General features: G+C 75.0%; 2 protein-coding genes. Both read left to right on the top strand.

Annotation, left to right across the window (positions count from 1 at the left end; all coding sequences use genetic code 11):
• Positions 1–35: 35 nt before the first annotated feature.
• Positions 36–13,691 (top strand): amino acid adenylation domain-containing protein, encoded by a 13,656-nt coding sequence (locus VFZ92_RS34730; protein ID WP_330880899.1) that lies wholly within the window; start codon positions 36–38, stop codon positions 13,689–13,691.
• Positions 13,692–13,705: 14 nt separating this feature from the next.
• Positions 13,706–19,750 (top strand): amino acid adenylation domain-containing protein (locus tag VFZ92_RS34725; RefSeq protein WP_330880897.1); only part of this gene is annotated, 6,045 nt, incomplete at its 3' end.

Here is a 19,750-nt window from a genome sequence, read left to right as displayed (position 1 = left end):
GGCGCTGCACCGCGCCCGAAAAAGGTTGGACGGCGATGACGCTCCCCGACACCGTGCCCGCCACGCTGGCTGGCGGTTCGCTTCCCCCCGACTGCCACGACCGCACCATCGTCGACCTGTTCGCCGAACAGGTCCTGCGCGCACCCGACGCCGTCGCGGTGGTCGCGCACGACGAGGAGTGCACCTACGCCGAGCTGGACGCGCGCTCCGACCGGCTCGCCCGACGCCTGCGACGTCTCGGGGTACGGCCGGAACGGCCCGTCGGGGTGCTGGCCGAGCGCTCGGTGGACCTCGTGGCCGCCCTGCTGGCCGTGCTGAAGGCCGGTGGCGCCTACGTGCCGCTGGACTCCCGCGCGCCCGCCGAGCGGATGACGGCGGTCCTGGCGGAAGCCGGGGTTTCGGTGCTGCTGACCGACGACGCGTGGCGGGCCGTCGCCGAGCGCGTCCACGGCGGCGACCTGCTCGCCGTGGACGGTGCGGCGGCGGACGAGCCCGCCGACGGCCCGAACGCGGTGGTGCACCCGGACAACCTGGCGTACGTCGTGTTCACGTCGGGGTCGACGGGAGTGCCCAAGGGGGTGGCGGCGCGGCACCGCGACGTCGTGGACCTCGCCCGCGACGCCCGGTTCGCCACCGGCGCGCACGACCGGGTGCTGGTGCACTCGCCGATCGCGTTCGACGCGTCGACCTACGAGCTGTGGGTGCCGCTGCTCACGGGCGGCGCGGTCGTGGTGGCCCCTCCCGGCGACGTGGACGGGCGGGTGCTGCGGGACGTCATCGGCGGGCACGGCGTGACGGCGATCTTCGTGACCTCGGGCCTGTTCCGGGTGCTGGCGCAGGACGACCCGGCCTGCCTCGCCGGGCTGCGCGAGGTGTGGACCGGCGGCGACGTGGTGCCGGCCGCGGCGGTGCGGCGGGTGGTGGAGGCGTGCCCCGGCACCACCGTGGTGGACGTCTACGGCCCCACCGAGACCACCACCTTCGCGACCTCGCACCCCATGACCGACCTCGGCGCGGTCCCCGACGTGCTGCCCATCGGCACGGCCCTGGACGGGATGCGCCTGCACGTGCTGGACGAGGACCTGCGCCCGGTGCCCGACGGCGAGATCGGTGAGCTGCACATCGCGGGCTCCGGTCTCGCCCGCGGCTACCTGAACCGCCCCGGCCTGACGGCCGAGCGGTTCCTGGCCGACCCGTTCGGCGAGCCGGGGCAGCGGATGTACCGCACCGGTGACCTGGTCCGGTGGACGCCGGAGGGCACCGTCGACTTCGTCGGCCGCACGGACGACCAGGTCAAGGTGCGCGGTTTCCGCATCGAGACCGCCGAGGTCGAGGCGGTGCTGGCCCGGCACCCCGGCGTGGCGCAGGCCGCCGTGCAGGCGCGCGTGGACCGGACCGGCACCAAGCGCCTGGTCGCCTACGTCGTCCCGGCCGACGGCACGGCACCGTCCGACGACGACCTGCGCGAGGCCGTCCTGCGGTCGCTGCCCGACTACATGGCACCGTCCGCGTTCGTCCTGCTGGACCGCCTTCCGTTGAACACCAACGGGAAGGTCGACCGCAAGGGCCTGCCCGAACCCGAGTGGCACACCGACCGGCGCTCCGGACGCACGTCGCCCCGGACCCCGACCGAGAGCGCGGTCGCGAGTGCCTGGGCCGAGGTGCTCGGGCTGGCCGCCGACGGGGTCGCCGCCGAGGACGACTTCGTGTCCCTCGGCGGCGACTCCATCCAGGCCATGCGCGTGGTCTCCCGGCTGCGCTCGGCGCTGGACGTGCCCCTGTCGTCCCGCGACCTGTTCGACGCGCGCACCGTCGCCGGGCTCGCCGAACTGGTCGCCGACCGCGGTCCCTCGGGAGCGGAGGACCGGATCGCCCCCGCCCCGCGCGACGGCGCGGTACCGCTGTCCCCTGTGCAGCAGCGGCTGTGGTTCCTGCACCGGCTCGACCCCTCCGCCACCGACTACAACACCGGTGTCGGGCTGAGGCTCTCCGGTCCGCTGGACCTCGCCGCCCTGCGGACCGCGCTGGACGGGCTGGTCGACCGGCACGAGGTCATGCGGACCACCTACGAGGAGGTCGACGGCGTCGGCGTCCAGGTCGTCGCCCCGCGCGGGAGCGTGCCGCTGCGGGTGGCCGACCTGTCCGATGTGGACCCCGCCGACCGCGACGGCGCCCTGGACCGGCTGTGCGCCGAGGAGTTGACGACGCCGTTCGACCTGCGGGTCGGCCCCGTGGCCCGCGCCGTGCTCGCCCGGCTGGCCGAGGACGACCACGTGCTGCTGCTCGACCAGCACCACATCGCCACCGACGGCTGGTCGATCCGCGTGCAGGTCGACGACCTCCTGGAGCTGTACCGGGCCGCCGTCCGAAGACGCCCGGCCGACCTGCGCCCGCTGCCCGTCCGGTACGCGGACTTCGCGGTGTGGCAGCGCCACCGCCTCGACGACCCGGCCCTGGCGGACGAGCTGGACCACTGGCGGCGCGGGCTCGCCGACCTCGAACCGCTCGACCTCCCCACCGACCGGCCCCGCCCCGCGCGTCGCACCACGGCGGGCGCCGTGCACCGCGAACCCCTGCCGGGCGCACTGGTGGACCGCCTGGCCGAGGTGGGCCGGGCCAGCGGCACCACCCTGTTCACCACGCTGGCAGCCGCCGTGCAGCTGCTGCTGGCCCGCTACACCGGGCGGCGCGACGTGGCCGTGGGCACCGCGTCGGCGGGCCGCGGCCGACCGGAGCTGGACCACGTCGTCGGCTTCTTCGTCAACACCCTCGTCCTGCGGTCCGAAGTGGACCCCTCCGCGCCGTTCGACCGGTTCCTGGCCGAGGTCAGGGAGACCGTGCTCGACACGTTCGCCCACGACGAGGTGCCGTTCGACCGGCTGGTCGACGAACTGCGGCCCGACCGCGACCCCAGCCGCACGCCGCTGGTCCAGGCGCTCGTCCTGCTCCAGCAGGAGATGGTGCGGCCGACCGCGGTCGACGCGCTGCGCGTCACCGAGCACCACCTGCCGCGACCGAGTGCCCGGTTCGAGCTGCTGGTCGAGTTCTGGCCCCGCGACGGCTCGCTCGACCTCTCCGTGGAGTACAACACCGACCTGTGGGACGCCGCCACGGTCGAGCGGATGGCCGGGCACCTGAGGGTCCTGCTGGAGGCCGTCGCCGCCGACCCCGGCCGCCCGGTCGGGGAACTCCCGCTGCTCGGTCCCGACGAGCGCCGGGTCCTGGCGGAGTGGAACGACACCCGCCACGACCGCCCGCCCGCCACGATCACCTCCCTCTTCGCCGAGCAGGTCCGCCGCACGCCCGACGCGCGGGCCGTGGTCGCCGACGGCACCGCGCTCACCTACGCGGAGCTGGACGCCCGCGCCAACCGCCTCGCCCACCACCTGCTGCGCCGCGGTCTGCGCGCGGGTGAGCCGGTGGCGCTGCTGCTGGGCCGCTCGACCCACCTCGTCGTCGCCGAACTGGCCGTGGTCAAGGCGGGCGGGGCGTACGTGCCGCTCGACACCAGGGCGCCCGCCGAGCGGTTGGCGGTGCTGCTGGCCGAGAACGGCGCCTGCGTGCTCCTCACCGACCGGACGTGGCGCGCCACCGCCGACGAGGTCCACGACGGCCGCGTGGTCGACCTGGACGCCGTCGATCTGGACGCGGAACCGGCCACCGGGCCCGACGTGGCCGTGCGCCCGGACGACCCGGCCTACGTCATGCACACCTCGGGGTCCACCGGGGTGCCGAAGGGCGTGGCGGTGCGGCACCGCGACGTGACCGACCTCGTCCGCGACCAGCGGTTCGCGGGCGGCGCGCACGACCGGGTCCTGCTGCACTCCGCGCCCGCGTTCGACGCCACCACCTACGAGCTGTGGGTGCCGCTGCTCAACGGCGGCACGGTCGTCACCGCCCCGGTCGGCGACCTCGACGCGGACCTCCTGCGCGACCTGATCACCCGGCACGGCGTGACGGGCCTGTGGCTGACCGCCGGGTTGTTCCGCGCCGTGGCGCAGGACGACCCCGCCGCGCTGGCGGGCCTGCGCGAGGTCTGGACCGGCGGTGACGTCGTGCCCGCCGCCGCGGTCCGGCGGGTCCTGCGGGCGTGCCCCGGAACCGCCGTGGTCGACGGCTACGGCCCCACCGAGACCACCACGTTCGCCACCGCGCACCGCATGGCCGACCCCGACGCCGTCCCGGACGTGGTGCCCATCGGCCGTCCGCTGGACGGGATGCGCGTCCACGTGCTCGACGAGGCGCTGTCGCCGACCCCGATCGGCGTGCCGGGCGAGCTGTTCATCGCGGGCGCGGGCCTGGCCCTCGGCTACGCGGGCCGCCCCGGCCTGACCGCCTCCCGCTTCGTCGCCGACCCGTTCGGCGCGCCGGGGGAGCGGATGTACCGCACCGGCGACCTGGTGCGGTGGAAGGCCGACGGCACGGTGGAGTTCGTCGGCCGCACCGACGACCAGGTCAAGATCCGCGGGTTCCGGGTCGAGCCCGGCGAGGTCGACACGGCCCTGTCGGCGCACCCCGGCGTGGCCCAGTCGGTGACGGTCGTGCGCGCCGACGACACCGGGCGCAAGCGGCTGGTCGCGTACCTGACCGCGCGGGGCGCACCGCCGGACGTGGCCGCGCTGCGGGAGTTCCTCGGTCGCGCGCTGCCCGACTACCTCGTGCCGTCGGCGTTCGTCGTCGTGGACGCGCTGCCGCTCAACGCCAGCGGCAAGGTCGACCGGCGCGCCCTGCCCGACCCGGAGTGGGCCACCCCCGGCACCGCCCACGTGGCGCCCGCCGACGGGCCGGAGGCCGTGCTGGCGGGCATCTGGGCGGACCTGCTCGGCGTCGACCGGGTGGGAGCCCGCGACAACTTCTTCGAGCTGGGCGGCGACTCCATCCTCAGCATCCAGGTCGTGTCCCGCGCCCGCCGCGCCGGACTCGCGCTCACCCCCGGCGACCTGTTCCGCCACCCCACCGTGGCCGCGCTCGCCGCCGCCGCGTCCACCTCGGGGCAGTCCGAGGTCGACCAGGGAGCGGTGGCGGGCGAGGTGCCGCTCACCCCGGTGCAGCGGTGGCTGTTCGCCACGAACCCCGACCACCCCGAGCACTTCTCCCAGGTCCTCACCGCGGAACTGGCGGAGGACGTCGACGTGGCCGCGCTGCGGACGGCGCTGGCGGCGCTGGTGGAGCACCACGACGCGCTGCGGATGCGGTTCGAGCGCACGGGATCGGGCTGGCGGCAGCACAACGCGCCGGTGGAGCGGGCCGACGTCCTGACCGCGCACCGGTCGGCGGGCTTCGACCTCGCGAGCGGGCCGCTCCTCGGTGCCGTGCTGGAGGGGAACCTGCTGCGCCTGGACATCCACCACCTCGTCGTGGACGGCGTCTCGTGGCGCGTCCTGCTGGAGGACCTCGTCACGGCCTACGACCAGGCCGCGCGCGGCGAGCCCGTTCGGCTGGCCGCCAAGACCACCTCGTTCCGCGACTGGTCGCACCGGCTGGCCCGGCACACCGCCGACGGCGGCTTCGACGACGAGCGGGACCACTGGGCCGGGGTCGCCGAGGTGGACCCGTCGCTCCCGGTCGACCGCGGTGGCCCCAACACCGCCGGGTCCACGCGCGCCGTGTCGGTCCGGCTCGACCGCGAGACCACCAGGGCGTTGCTCCAGGACGTGCCCGCCGCGTACCGCACGCAGGTCAACGACGTGCTGCTGAGCGCGGTCGGGCGGGTGCTGGCCGACTGGACCGGCAGGAGCCGGGTACCGGTGGACCTGGAGGGCCACGGCCGCGAGGACCTGATCGACGGCGTCGACCTGTCCCGCACGGTCGGCTGGTTCACGTCGATCTTCCCCGTCGTGCTGGACGTCCCCGACGGCGACTGGGGCGCGGTCCTCAAGTCGGTGAAGGAGCGGCTGCGCGCGGTGCCCCGCAGGGGAATCGGCTACGGCGCCCTGCACGAGCCCGGCGGCACCGGGCCGCTGGTCAGCGTCAACTACCTGGGCAGGCTCGACTGGTCGGCCGTGGAGGGCGGCGTGCTGCGCGCCGTGCGCGGCAGCCTGGAACTCGACAGCGCGCCCGACGCCCCGCGACCGCACCTGCTCGACGTGGTCGGCGCCGTCGAGCACGGCTGCCTCGACCTCACCTGGTACTTCAGCGACCAGGTGCACGACGAGTCGACCGTGCGGCGCCTGGCGGAGGCGGTGGCGAACGCGCTGCGCGAGGTCGTGGCGTTCTGCGCCCGGCCCGGTTCCGGTGGCCGGACCCCGTCGGACTTCCCGCTGGCAGGCCTGGACCAGGCCGCGGTGGACCGGCTGGTCGGCGACGGCCGGGACGTGGAGGACGTCTACCCGCTGACCCCGATGCAGGCGGGCATGGTCTTCCACGGCCTGGTCGACGGCGCGACCTCCGGCGCCTACTTCAACCAGATCCGGTTCCGGCTGTCCGGCGTGACCGACCCGAGGGCGCTGGGCGAGGCCTGGCAGCGGGTCGTGGACCGCAACGCCGTGCTGCGCGGCGAGGTCGTGTGGGACGGGCTGCCCGAGCCGGTGCAGCGCGTGCGCCGCCGCGTCACCCTGCCCGTGACCCACCTCGACTGGACCGGGCTCGACGTCGACGAGGAACTGCGGGGCCTGCTGGACCGCGACCGCGCCGCCGGGCTGGACCTCGGCACGGCGCCGCTGATGCGCGTGGCCGTGGCCCGGCTGTCGGACGACGAGGTGCTGGTGCTGTGGACGTTCCACCACGTCCTGCTCGACGGGTGGAGCGCGGCCCAGCTGTTCGCGGAGGTGTGCGAGCACCACGCGGCCGTCACCACGGGTACGGCGGGACCCACCACCGACCGCCACCCCTTCCACGACTACCTGCACTGGCTGGACCGGCAGGACCTGGCGGAGGCCGAGCGGTACTGGCGGCGGGTGCTCGACGGCTTCGACGAGACCACCCCGCTGCCCTACGACCGCCGCCCGGTCGAGGCCCACCGGGCCGAGTCGGGCGGCACCGCCCGGTTCGAGCTGAGCGCCGAGCGCACCGAACGGCTGCGCGAGGCCGCCCAGCGCAACGGCCTGACCGTGAACACCGTCGTGCAGGGCATGTGGGCGCTGCTGCTCGCCCGCTGCGGCGGCACGTCCGACGTCGTCTTCGGCACCACCGTCTCCGGCAGGCCCGCCGACCTCGCGGGCGTCGAGTCGATGGTGGGCATGTTCATCAACACCGTGCCCACGAGGATCTCCGTCGACCGGGGGCGGGACCAGGTGTCGTGGCTGCGCGAACTCCAGGCCGAGCAGGCCGAGGCGCGGCGCTTCGACCACGTGCCGCTGGCCCAGCTGCGCGGGTGGAGCGCACTGCCCGGCGGGGCGAACCTGTTCGACAGCATCCTGGTGTTCGAGAACTACCCGTTCGACGACGGCGCCACGGCCGCGCACGGCCTGCGGCTGCACGACGTGCGGGCGGACGAGCCCACGAACTACGCGCTCACCGTCGTGGTCTCGCCCGGCAGGCGCCTCGTGGTCGACCTCGACCACGACCCGGCCCTGTTCGACGAGGCGACGGTGCGGCGGCTGGGACGGCACCTGCTGGCGCTGCTGGACGACGTGCTCGCGGACCCTGAGCGCCCGCTGGACGACCTGCGGCTGCTCGACGACGCCGAGCGCCACCAGGTGCTGGTGGAGTGGAACCCCACCGGGCGCGACTACCCGGTGGACACCCTGCCCGCCCTGTTCGCCGCGCAGGCCGCCCGCACGCCCGACGCCGTGGCCGTCACCTGCGACGGCGAGGGCCTGACCTACGCCGAGCTGGACGCCCGCGCCAACCGGCTGGCCCACGCGCTCGTGGAGCGGGGCGCCGGACCGGAGCGGTACGTCGCGCTGCGGCTGCCGCGGTCGACCGACCTGGTCGTGGCCGTGCTCGGCGTGCTGAAGTCCGGCGCCGCCTACCTGCCGATCGACCCGTCCTACCCGGCCGACCGGGTGGCGGGCATGGTCGAGGACACCCGGCCGGTGGCCGTGCTGGCGGAGCTGCCCGACGTGTCCGACCGGCCCGCCACCGCGCCCGAGGTCGCGCTGCGCCCGGAGAACCCCGCCTACGTCATCTACACCTCGGGGTCCACCGGCAAGCCCAAGGGCGTCGTCGTCCCGCACGCCAACGTGGCCCGGCTGTTCTCGGCCACCGACCACTGGTTCGGCTTCGGACCGGACGACGTGTGGACGCTGTTCCACAGCTACGCCTTCGACTTCTCGGTGTGGGAGCTGTGGGGTCCGCTGCTGCGCGGCGGACGGCTCGTCGTCGTGCCGCACGAGGTGTCGCGGTCGCCGGGCGACTTCGCCGCGCTGCTGGCGCGGGAGCGCGTCACGGTGCTCAACCAGACGCCCTCGGCGTTCTACCAGCTCATCGCCGAGCGGCCCGAGGGTCTGTGCCTGCGGTTCGTCGTCTTCGGCGGCGAGGCGCTGGACGTGCGCAAGCTGGCGGCGTGGGACGGTCCCGGCGAGCTGATCAACATGTACGGCATCACCGAGACCACCGTGCACGTCACGTGGACGCCCGCCGACGGCTCGGTCGGCGAACCCATCCCGGACCTGCGCGTGTACGTCCTGGACGAGGACCTGCGGCCGGTGCCGCCGGGTGTCGTCGGCGAGATGTTCGTCGCCGGGGCGGGCCTCGCGCGCGGCTACCTCAACCGGCCCGGCCTGACCGCGGCCCGCTTCGTCGCCGACCCGTTCGGTGAGCCCGGCACGCGCATGTACCGCACCGGCGACCTGGCCCGGTGGAAGGACGGCAGGCTCGACTACCTCGGCCGCGCCGACCAGCAGGTCAAGATCCGCGGCTTCCGCATCGAGTTGGGCGAGGTCGAGGCCGCCCTGGAGGCGCACGAGGACGTGACCGCGGCCGTCGCCGTCGTCCGCGAGCACGCCGGGCGCGACGTCATCGTGGCCTACGTGGTCGCCGGTCGTCCGCTGGCGGACCCGCGCGGCTTCCTGTCCAGGACGCTGCCCGAGCACATGCTGCCCTCGGCGTTCGTCCACCTCGACCGGCTCCCGCTGACCGGCAACGGCAAGCTCGACCGCAAGGCCCTGCCCGCGCCGGGGTGGGAGGCGGCGGGCACCCGGTACGTCGCACCGCGCACGGAGGCCGAACGGGCGCTCGCGGAGATCTGGGAGCGGGTCCTCGGGGTCGACCGGGTCGGGGTCGAGGACGACTTCTTCGAACTCGGCGGTGACTCCATCGTCAGCATCCAGGTGGTGTCGCGCGCCCGGCAGGCGGGCTACGGCCTGGTGCCGCGCGACCTGTTCTCCCACCCGACGGTGGCGGCGCTCGCGGCGGCCGTGCCCGCCGCGGCGACGGCGGAGACCACGCCGCAGGGACCGGTGACCGGCGAGGTGCCGCTGACGCCGATCCAGAGCTGGTTCCTCGACACCGAACCGCCGCACCCGGAGCACTTCGACCAGTCCGTCGTGGTCGAGTTCGCCGACGAGGTCGACGTGGCCGCGCTGCGGACGGCCCTGGCGGCGCTGGTGGAGCACCACGACGCGCTGCGGATGCGGTTCGAGCGCGCGGGGACCGGGTGGCGGCAGCACAACGCGCCGGTCGGGCCGGTCGACCCGCTGTCCGAGGTGGACGACGCGGGGCAGGTGCACAGCGGGTTCGACCTCGCCGGGGGACCGCTGCTGCGCGCGACGCTGCTCACACCGCGCAGGCTGCTGGTCGCCGTGCACCACCTGGTCGTGGACGGCGTGTCCTGGCGGATCCTGCTGGAGGACCTGGAAGCGGCGTACCTCCGGGCCGCGCGCGGAGAGGAGGTCGTCCTCCCCGCGAAGACCACGTCGTTCCGCGACTGGGCGCTCGCGCTGGCCGAGCACACCGCGGCGGGCGGGTTCGACGACGAGGCCGACCACTGGGCGGGCGTGACCGGCGACCCCTCCGTGCCCGTCGACCGCGACGGGACCGGCACCACCGGTTCCGTGCGCGGCGTCACCGCCGAACTGGACGCCGACCTGACCCGCGCGCTGCTCCAGGACGTGCCCTCCGTCTACCGCACGCAGGTCAACGACGTGCTGCTGAGCGCGCTGGGGCGCGTGCTGGCCGGGTGGACGGGCCGCGACCGGGTCCTGGTGGACCTGGAGGGCCACGGTCGGGACGGCGACTTCCTCGACGACGTCGACCTGTCCCGCACGGTCGGCTGGTTCACCTCGGTGTACCCGGTGGCGCTCGACGTGCCTGCGGGCGACTGGGGCGACGTGCTGAAGGCGACCAAGGAGCGCCTGCGGGCCGTGCCGCGGCGGGGCATCGGCCACGGCGCCGCACACCGCTCGCGCGGTCCGGTGGTGGCGTTCAACTACCTCGGGCAGTTCGACGGCACGGCGGGTGGGACGGCGTTCCGGACGGTCGGCGGACTGGCCGCCGACGCCGCCCCGGACACGCCCCGACCCCACCTGCTCGACGTCGTCGGCGCCGTGGAGGACAAGCGGCTCCGGCTCACCTGGTACTTCAGCGACGAGGTGCACGACGAGTCGACCGTGCGGCGCCTGGCGGAGGCGGTGGCGGACGCGCTGCGCGAGGTCGTGGCGTTCTGCGCCCGGCCCGGTTCCGGTGGCCGCACCCCGTCGGACTTCCCCCTGGCAGGCCTGGACCAGGCCGCCGTGGACAGGATCGTCGGCGACGGCCGGGACGTGGAGGACGTCTACCCGCTCACCCCGATGCAGGCGGGCATGGTCTTCCACAGCCTCTCCCACGGCAGGGAGGGCCTGTACACCGAACGGATCTCCTTCGTCCTCGACGGTGTCGCGGACCTCGCCGCACTGGCCCGCTCGTGGCGTGAGGTGGTCGCGCGGACGCCGGTCCTGCGCAGCCGCGTCGTGTGGGAGGGCGTCGACCGGCCGGTGCAGGTCGTGTGCCGAGACGTCGACCTGCCGATCTCCGACGTCGACGGGGGCGGAGAGCTGGACCTCGGCACCGCGCCGCTGATGCGTCTGGTGCTGACCCGCGAGTCCGCGACGGCCGTGCGGGTCGGGTGGACGTTCCACCACGTGCTGCTGGACGGGTGGAGCACGTTCCAGGTGCTGACCGACGTCCTCGCCTGCTACGCCGCCCTCACCGCGGGCCGCGAACCCGACCTCGTGGCGCGCCGCCCGTTCGGCGACTACCTGCGCTGGCTGTCCACCCAGGACCCGCGCGAGGCTGAGGAGCACTGGCGGCGGGTGCTCGCCGGGTTCACCGCGCCCACTCCGCTGCCGCTCGACCGGCAGGCGGAGCCCGGCCACGCCACCCGCTCCACCGAGTGGACCACCCGCACGCTGCCCGGCGGCGGGCTGCGCGACTTCGCCCAGCGGTGCGGCCTGACCCTCAACGCCGTGGTGCAGGGCGCGTGGGCCCTGCTGCTGTCGCGCTACAGCGGGCAGCGCGACGTCTGCTTCGGCTCCACCGTGTCCGGCCGCCCGGCCGACCTGCCCGGCGTGGACGCCATCACGGGCATGTTCATCAACACCCTGCCGGTGCGGACCGAGGTCGTGGAGGACGAGCCGGTCGCGGTGTGGCTGCGGCGGTTGCAGACCGAGCAGGCCGAGGCCCGGCGGTTCGAGCACGTGGCGCTCGCGGACCTGCGGGCGTGGAGCGGGGCCGAGCTGTTCGACAGCATCCTGGTGTTCGAGAACTACCCGGTCGACGAGGCCGCCGCCCACGGCGTCGTGGTGCGCGACCTGGACGCCGTGGAGACGACCAACTACCCGCTCAGCGTGGGCGTCCGACCCGGCGAGGACCTGGAGTTCCGGCTCAGCTACGACCCGGCGCTGTTCGACGCCGCCACGGTCGAGCGCGTCGCCGGGCACCTGACCCGCGCCCTGCTCGGCCTGACCGCCGACCCCGACCGGGCGGTGGGGGAGGTCGACGTCCTGGACGACGCCGACCGGCGGATCGTCCTGCCCGACCGCGTCCGCACCAGCGCTCCTGAGGCGACGGTGGCCGAGCTGGTCGCCGCGCGGGTGGACCGCACGCCCGACGCGACGGCCGTCGTCGCGGACGGCACGTCGCTCACCTACACCGAGCTGGACGCGCGCGCCAACCGGCTGGCGCACCGGCTGATCGCGCTCGGCGTGCGTCCCGAGGACCGCGTGGGGCTGCTGCTGCGCCGCTCGGCCGATGTCGTGGTCGCGGTGCTCGCCGTGCTCAAGGCGGGAGGCGCGTACCTGCCGCTGGACAGCCGCGCGCCCGTCGAGCGGCAGCGGCTGGTGCTGGAGCAGGCGGGCAGCAGGGTCCTGGTCACCGACCGGGACACCACCCCGTTCGACTGCCACGTCGTCGTCCCGGACGGTGGGGTTTCGGCGGAGCGGCCCAGGGCGGTCGCGCACCCGGACGGCCTGGCCTACGTCGAGTTCACCTCCGGCTCCACCGGCACGCCCAAGGGCGTCGCCGTGCGGCACCGGGACGTGGTGGCGCTGGCGCTGGACCCGCGCTTCGACGGTCCGGCCCACCGCGCCGTGCTCGTGCACTCCCCGCTGGCGTTCGACGCATCCACCTACGAGCTGTGGGTGCCGCTGCTGCGCGGCGGCCGCGTCGTCGTCGCCCCTCCGGACGAGCTCGACGCCGCCGTGCTGCGGGAGCTGATCACCACGCACGGTGTGACGGCGCTGTGGCTCACCGCGGGCCTGTTCCGCGTCCTGGCCCAGGACTCGCCCGACTGCCTGGCGGGGGTCGCCGAGGTGTGGACCGGCGGCGACGTCGTCCCGGCCGCGGCGGTCCGGCGCGTCATGGCGGCGTGCCCCGGCCTGGTCGTGGTCGACGGGTACGGGCCGACCGAGACCACCACGTTCGCGTCGGCCCACCGGATGCCCGACCTCGACCACGTGCCCGACACCGTGCCCATCGGCACACCGCTGGACGGCGTGTCCGCGTACGTGCTGGACGACCGGCTGCGGCCGGTGCCGGTCGGCGTGCCCGGCGAGCTGTACCTCGCGGGTGCCGGGCTGGCCCGCGGCTACCTCGACCGGCCCGGCCTCACCGCGGCCCGGTTCGTGGCCTGCCCGTTCGCCGGGCCGGGGGAGCGGATGTACCGCACCGGCGACGTCGTGCGGTGGCTGCCGAGCGGCGAGCTGGAGTTCGCGGGCCGCGCCGACGACCAGGTCAAGCTGCGGGGCTTCCGCATCGAGCTGGGCGAGGTCGAAGCCGTGCTCGGCCGCCACCCCGACGTGGGCGGGCTGGTCGTGGTGGTCCGCGACGACGCGCTCGGCGGCAAGCAGCTCGTGGCCTACCTCGTGCCCGCCGATCCCGGCCGCGCACCCGACCCGGCCGACCTCGCCGCGTTCACCGGGCGCCACCTGCCCGACTACATGGTGCCGTCGGTGTTCACGGTGCTCGACGCGCTGCCGTTGAGCACCAACGGGAAGGTCGACCGGGCCGCGCTGCCCTCGCCGTCCGCCCCCGCTCCCGCCGCGCGGTACGTGGCGCCCCGGACCGACACCGAACAGGTGATGGCCGGGATCTGGGAGGAGGCGCTGGGCGTTCCGCGCGTCGGCGTCGAGGACGACTTCACCGCCCTCGGCGGCGACTCCATGCGGAGCCTGCTCGTCACCTCCCGCTGCCGCGCGGCCTTCGACGTGCCGCTGACCCCGCACGACGTCCTGACCAGCCGCACGGTCGCCGCCCTGGCGCTGCTGGTCGAGGAGAAGATCCTGCTCGAACTCGAACGAGTCGCCTTCGATGACGGCGTCACCCCGGACCTGTGAGGAGAGACCACACCATGTCGTCGTCGATCGAGGACCGCATCGCCGCACTCCCCCCGCACCTGCGCGAGCAGATGCGCCGCCGCCTCTCGGGCCGGTCCGAGAGGACCGGCACCATCACGCCGGTCGATCGGGACCGCCCGCTGCCGCTGTCGTTCCCCCAGCAGCGCCTGTGGTTCCTGGACCGGTTCCAGCCGGGGGGTTCGGGGTACAACAGCGCGCTGGCGCTGCGCCTGACCGGGCGCCTCGACGGGGAGGCGCTGACCGCCGCGCTGCGCGGCCTTGTGGCCCGCCACGAGTCGCTGCGCACCACGCTCGCCGAGGTCGACGGGCGCGGCACGCAGGTCGTGCACCCGCCGTTCGACCTGGCCGTGCCCGTGGTCGAGCAGCGCGATCCCGCCGGGCTGGACGAGGTGCTGGTGGAGGAGTACTCCCGCCCCTTCGACCTGGAACGGGGTCCGCTGGTGCGGGCGCTGCTGGTCCGGGTCGCCGACGACGAGCACGTGCTGCTGGTGACCGCGCACCACGTCGTCACCGACGGCTGGTCGATGGGCGTGCTCACCGAGGAGCTGGGCGAGCTGTACGGCGCCGCCGTGAGCGGCCGGGAGGCGGCGCTGCCCGCGCTGCCGGTCCAGTACGCCGACTTCGCCGCCTGGCAGCGCGAACGCCTGTCCGACGACGTGCTGCGCGGCCACCTCGACCACTGGACGCGGCTCCTCGCGGGCACCTCCCCGCTGGAACTGCCGACCGACCGCCCCCGGCCGCCGGTGCGCACGACCCGCGGCGCCGCGCACGCGTTCACGGTGCCCGCGCCGGTCACCGCGGCGCTGCGCGACCTCGCCCACGAGCACGGCACGATCCTGTTCTCCGTCCTCGTGGCCGGGTGCCAGGCGCTCCTCGCCCGCTACGCGGGCCAGGAGGACGTGGCGGTCGGCACCGTCACGACCGGCCGCGGCCACCCCGGCCTGGAACGGCTGGTCGGGTTCTTCGTCAACACGGTCGTCCTGCGGTCCACAGTGGACTCGCGGAGTGACTTCACCGAGTTCCTCGACCGGGTCAAGGAGACCGTCAAGGAGGCGTTCGCCCACGACGAGGCGCCGCTGGAGCAGCTCGTCGACGCCGTCCGGCAGGACCGGGACGTCAGCCGCAACCCGCTGTTCGACGTCATGGTGCTGCTCCAGAACGCCGAGCGCACACCGCCCGCGCTGCCGGGCCTGCGCGTCGAGCCGGTCGGCCTGTCCCGGCGCGACGCCATCTTCGACCTGACCATCGAGTTCCAGGAGCGCGACGGCCTGCTGGCCGGGGTGGTCGAGTACAACACCGACCTGTTCGACGCCGCCACGGTCGAGCGGTTCGCCGACCACCTCGTGCGGCTGCTCGACGGCGTGGCGGCCGACCCGCGCCGACCGCTCGGCGCACTGCCGTGGCTGTCGGACGCCGAGCGCGAGCAGGTCGTGGAGGGCTGGAACGACGCCCACCGCCCACCGGTCGACGCCACGGTCCCCGGCCTGTTCGCCGAGCGGGCGCGCCGGACCCCGGACGCACCCGCCGTCGTCGCGGACGACGCGGTCCTCACCTACGCCGAGCTGGACGCGCGGGCCAACCGGCTCGCCCACCGGCTCCTCGGTCTCGGCGTGCGGGCCGAGACCCCGGTCGGGCTGCTCGTGGAGCGCTCCGCGGGCCTGGTCGTCGCCGAACTGGCCGTGGCCAAGGCGGGCGCGGCGTACGTGCCCCTGGACGCCCGCGCGCCCGCCGAGCGGATGAGGAGGGTGCTCGCCGACGCGGGGGTGATGACGGTGGTCACCGATCCCGCGGGCGAGGCGCTCGCCGCGTCCGTCCACACCGGACAGCTCGTGGTGCTCGACGGGGACACCGCCGGTGCTCCCGACCCCGGCGTGGTGGTGGACCCCGACCAGCTGGTCTACGTCATGCACACCTCCGGCTCCACCGGCACGCCCAAGGGCGTCGCCGTGCGGCACCGGGACGTGGTGGCGCTGGCGCTGGACTCCCGCTTCGACGGCGGTGCCCACGACCGCGTGCTGCTGCACTCGCCGTCGGCGTTCGACGCGTCCACCTACGAGCTGTGGGTGCCGCTGCTGCGCGGCGGCCGGGTCGTCGTCGCGCGGCCGGGCGACGTGGACGCCGACGCGGTACGGCACGCCGTCGCCGCGCACGGCGTGACCGCGATCTGGCTGACCGCCGGTCTCTTCCGCCTGGTCGCCCACGAGGCGCCCGAGGCGTTCGCCGGGCTGCGCGAGGTGTGGACGGGTGGTGACGTGGTGCCCGCCGCCGCCGTGCGCGGCGTGCTCGACGCGTGCCCCGGCCTGACCGTGGTCGACGGCTACGGCCCGACCGAGACGACGACGTTCGCCACCTCGTTCCCCATGACGTCGGACGTGCCCGACGTGATCCCCGTCGGCCGCCCGCTGGACGGCATGGCGGCCTACGTGCTGGACGACGGGATGAGGCCCGTTCCCGTCGGCGTGCCGGGGGAGCTGTTCCTCGCGGGCGCCGGGGTGGCCCGAGGCTACCTCGGCAGACCCGGCCTGACCGCCGAGCGCTTCCTGCCCGACCCCTTCGGCCCGCCCGGCTCCCGCGTGTACCGCACCGGCGACCTCGCCCGGTGGCGGGCGAACGGGGTGCTGGAGTTCGTCGGCCGCACCGACGACCAGGTCAAGATCCGCGGGTTCCGGGTCGAGACCGGCGAGGTCGACGCCCTGCTCACGCGGCACCCCGACGTCGCGCAGGCGATCACCGTGGCCCGCGCCGACGACGGCCGCAAGCAGCTGGTCGCCTACGTCGTCCTGACGGCGGACCTGTCCCGTGCCGACCTGCGGGCGTGGCTCGCGCGGGAGCTGCCGGACTACATGGTGCCGTCGGCGTTCGTCGTGCTGGACGCGCTCCCGCTGAGCGACAACGGGAAGGTCGACCGCCGCGCGCTGCCCGCGCCCGAGGGCCGCCCGGTCGGCGGTCACGTCGAGCCCACCACGCCCGTCGAACGGGAACTGGCCCGCGTGTGGGCCGAGGTGCTGCGGGTGGACCGCGTCGGGATCGAGGACAACTTCTTCGAGCTGGGCGGCGACTCCATCCTCAGCATCCAGCTCGTCGCCCGCGCCCGCCAGGCCGGGCTGCGGCTGTCGTCCAAGGACGTCTTCCTGCACCCCACGGTCGCCGAGCTGGCCGCGACCGCGACGGCGGCCGTGGAGCAGGTGCCGGACGCCCCGACCGCCGGGCCCGCGCCGTTGACGCCCATCCAGGAGTGGTTCTTCGAGACCGCCCCGCGCGCGCCGCACCACTTCACCATGTCCACCCACGTCGAACTGGCCCCAGGCGTGGACGAGCGGGCGCTGGCGACCGCCGTGGACGCCGTCGTCGCGCACCACCCCGCGCTGCGCACGCGCTTCACCCGCGTGGACGGTCGGTGGGCGCAGGAGGTCGTGCCCACGCCGCCGACCGGTGTGCTGCGGGTGCGCGACCTGTCCGGCCTCGACGAGCGCGGGCAGCGGGAGGCGGCGGACACCGACGCGCTCGAAGCCCAGTCGAGCCTCGACCTCGCCGCGGGACCCCTCGTGCGGGCCGTGCTGTTCCGCCTCGGCGGAGGCCGGTCGCGACTGTTCCTGGCCGTGCACCACCTCGTCGTGGACGGCGTGTCCTGGCGGATCCTGCTCGACGACCTCGACACCGCCTACCAGCGGGTGTCGCGCGGCGAACCGGTCGCACCCGCCCCCGCGGGCACCGCGTTCTCCACGTGGGCGCGCAGGCTGGCCGACCGGGTGGCCGCAGGGGAGCTCGACGCCGACCTCGACCACTGGGCAGGCTTCGCCGCGTCCGCCCCGGCCGACCTCCCCGTGGACCACGAGGGCGGCGACCCCGCCGAGGACGTCCGCTCGGTCACCGTCCGGCTGGGCCGGGCCGACACCGACGCGCTGCTGCACCAGGTGCCCGGTGTCTACCGCACGCAGGTCAACGACGTGCTGCTCAGCGCGCTCGGCCGGGCGCTGGCCGACTGGACCGGTCGCGACCGGGTCCTGCTCGGACTGGAGGGCCACGGGCGTGAGGACGTGCCCGACGACCTCGACGTCTCCCGCACGGTCGGCTGGTTCACCAGCCAGTTCCCCCTCGCCCTGCACGTGCCGGGAGGGGACTGGGGTGACGTGCTCAAGTCGGTCAAGGAGCAGGTGCGGGCGCTGCCTCGCCGCGGTCAGAGCTACGCGGCCCTGCGCTACCTCGGGTCGCCGTCGGCGGGCCTGCACGACGACCCGCACCCGCTGATCAGCGTCAACTACCACGGCCAGTGGGACGTGGCGGCCGACGACGACGGGCTCTACCGGGCCCGGTGCGCCCCGATCGGCCGCGACACCGCTCCCGGCAACCCCCGCGCCTACCTGATCGACGTCGTGGGCCTGGTGGAGGACGGGGAACTCGAACTCACCTGGCTGTACTCCGAGCGCGTGCACGACGGGTCGACCGTGCGGGCACTGGCCGACGCGGTGCTCCACGGGCTGTCGGAGATCGTGGCGCACTGCGCGCTGCCCGGTTCCGGTGGTCGCACGCCGTCGGACTTCCCGCTGGTGCGCCTGGACCAGGCGACCGTGGACCGCGTGGTCGACGGCGGGGTGGAGGACGTCTACCCGCTGACCCCGTTGCAGGAGGGGATGCTGTTCCACGGTCTGGCCGACCCGTCGTCCACGGCCTACTTCGACCAGGTGCGGCTGCGGCTGACCGGTGTCGACGACGACCGCGCGCTCGCCACCGCCTGGCAGCGCGTCGTCGACCGCACGCCCGTGCTGCGCGGCGCGCTGGTGTGGGACGGCGTCGAGCGGCCGGTGCAGGTGGTCCGCGCCCACGTCGACCTCCCGATCACCCACCACGACTGGCGGGGACTGTCCGAGCAGGACCGGGAACGCGAGCTGGAGGTGCTCGCCGCCGAAGGCCTCGACCTGCGCCGCTCTCCGCTGATGCGGATCGCCCTCGCCCGGCTGTCGGACGACGAGGTGCTGCTCGTCTGGACCTTCCACCACGTGCTGCTGGACGGGTGGAGCCTCGCGCAGGTGTTCGCCGAGGTGTGCGAGTCCTACCGCGCGACCACCGAGGGCCGCGCGCCGCGGCTGCCTGCCCGGCGGCCGTTCCGCGACTACCTGCGCTGGCTGGCCGGGCAGGACCGGTCCGAGGCCGAGCGGCACTGGCGCGAGGTGCTGGCGGGCTTCTCCGCGCCCACCGCGCTGCCCTACGACCGGCAGCCCTCGCGCGACCACGCCCCCGAGTCCTCCACCGCGGTCCCCGTCGCGCTCACGCCCGAGCAGACCGATCGGCTGCGCCACACCGCCCGCCGCCACGGGCTGACCGTCAACACCGTGGTGCAGGGCGCGTGGGCGCTGCTGCTGGCCCGGCACAGCGGTGAGTCCGACGTGGTGTTCGGCACGACGGTCTCCGGCCGCCCCGGCGAACTGCCCGGCGTCGAGCAGATGATCGGTCTCTTCATCAACACCGTGCCGACCAGGGTCACCGTGCCCGACGACCTGGACACCGCGTCGTGGCTGCGGGAGGTGCAGGCGGCGCAGACCGAGGCGCGGCGGTTCGACTTCGTGTCGCTGGCGGACCTGCGGTCGTGGAGCGACGTGCCCGCGGGGTCGTCGCTGTTCGACAGCGCGGTGGTGTTCGAGAACTACCCGCTCAACGACGTCGCCGAGGTCGGCGGCATCCGGGCGACCGACGTGCGGGCGCGGGACACGACCACCTTCCCGCTCGCCCTCAGCGCCGTCCTCGACGACCGGCTGCGCCTCGACCTCGCCTACGACCCGCACCTGTTCGACGCCGACACGGCCCGCCGCCTCGCCGACCGCCTGCTGCTGCTCGTCAACGCCGTCGCGGCGGACTCCGAGCCGTCCATGATGACGGACGACGAGCGGCGCCAGGTGCTCGTGGAGTGGAACGACACGGCCGGTGAGGTGCCGGACGCGACGGTGGTGGACCTGTTCGAGGCTCGGGCGGTGGGGACGCCGGACGCGGTCGCGCTGGTGGTGGGGGACCGGTCGTTGTCGTTCGCGGAGCTGAACGCGTGG

It is taken from the genome of Umezawaea sp. (assembly GCF_036375055.1).
GTDB lineage: Bacteria > Actinomycetota > Actinomycetes > Mycobacteriales > Pseudonocardiaceae > Umezawaea.
Note: the sequence above shows the minus strand (reverse complement) of the source record. Positions and strands in the feature narration are given on the sequence as shown.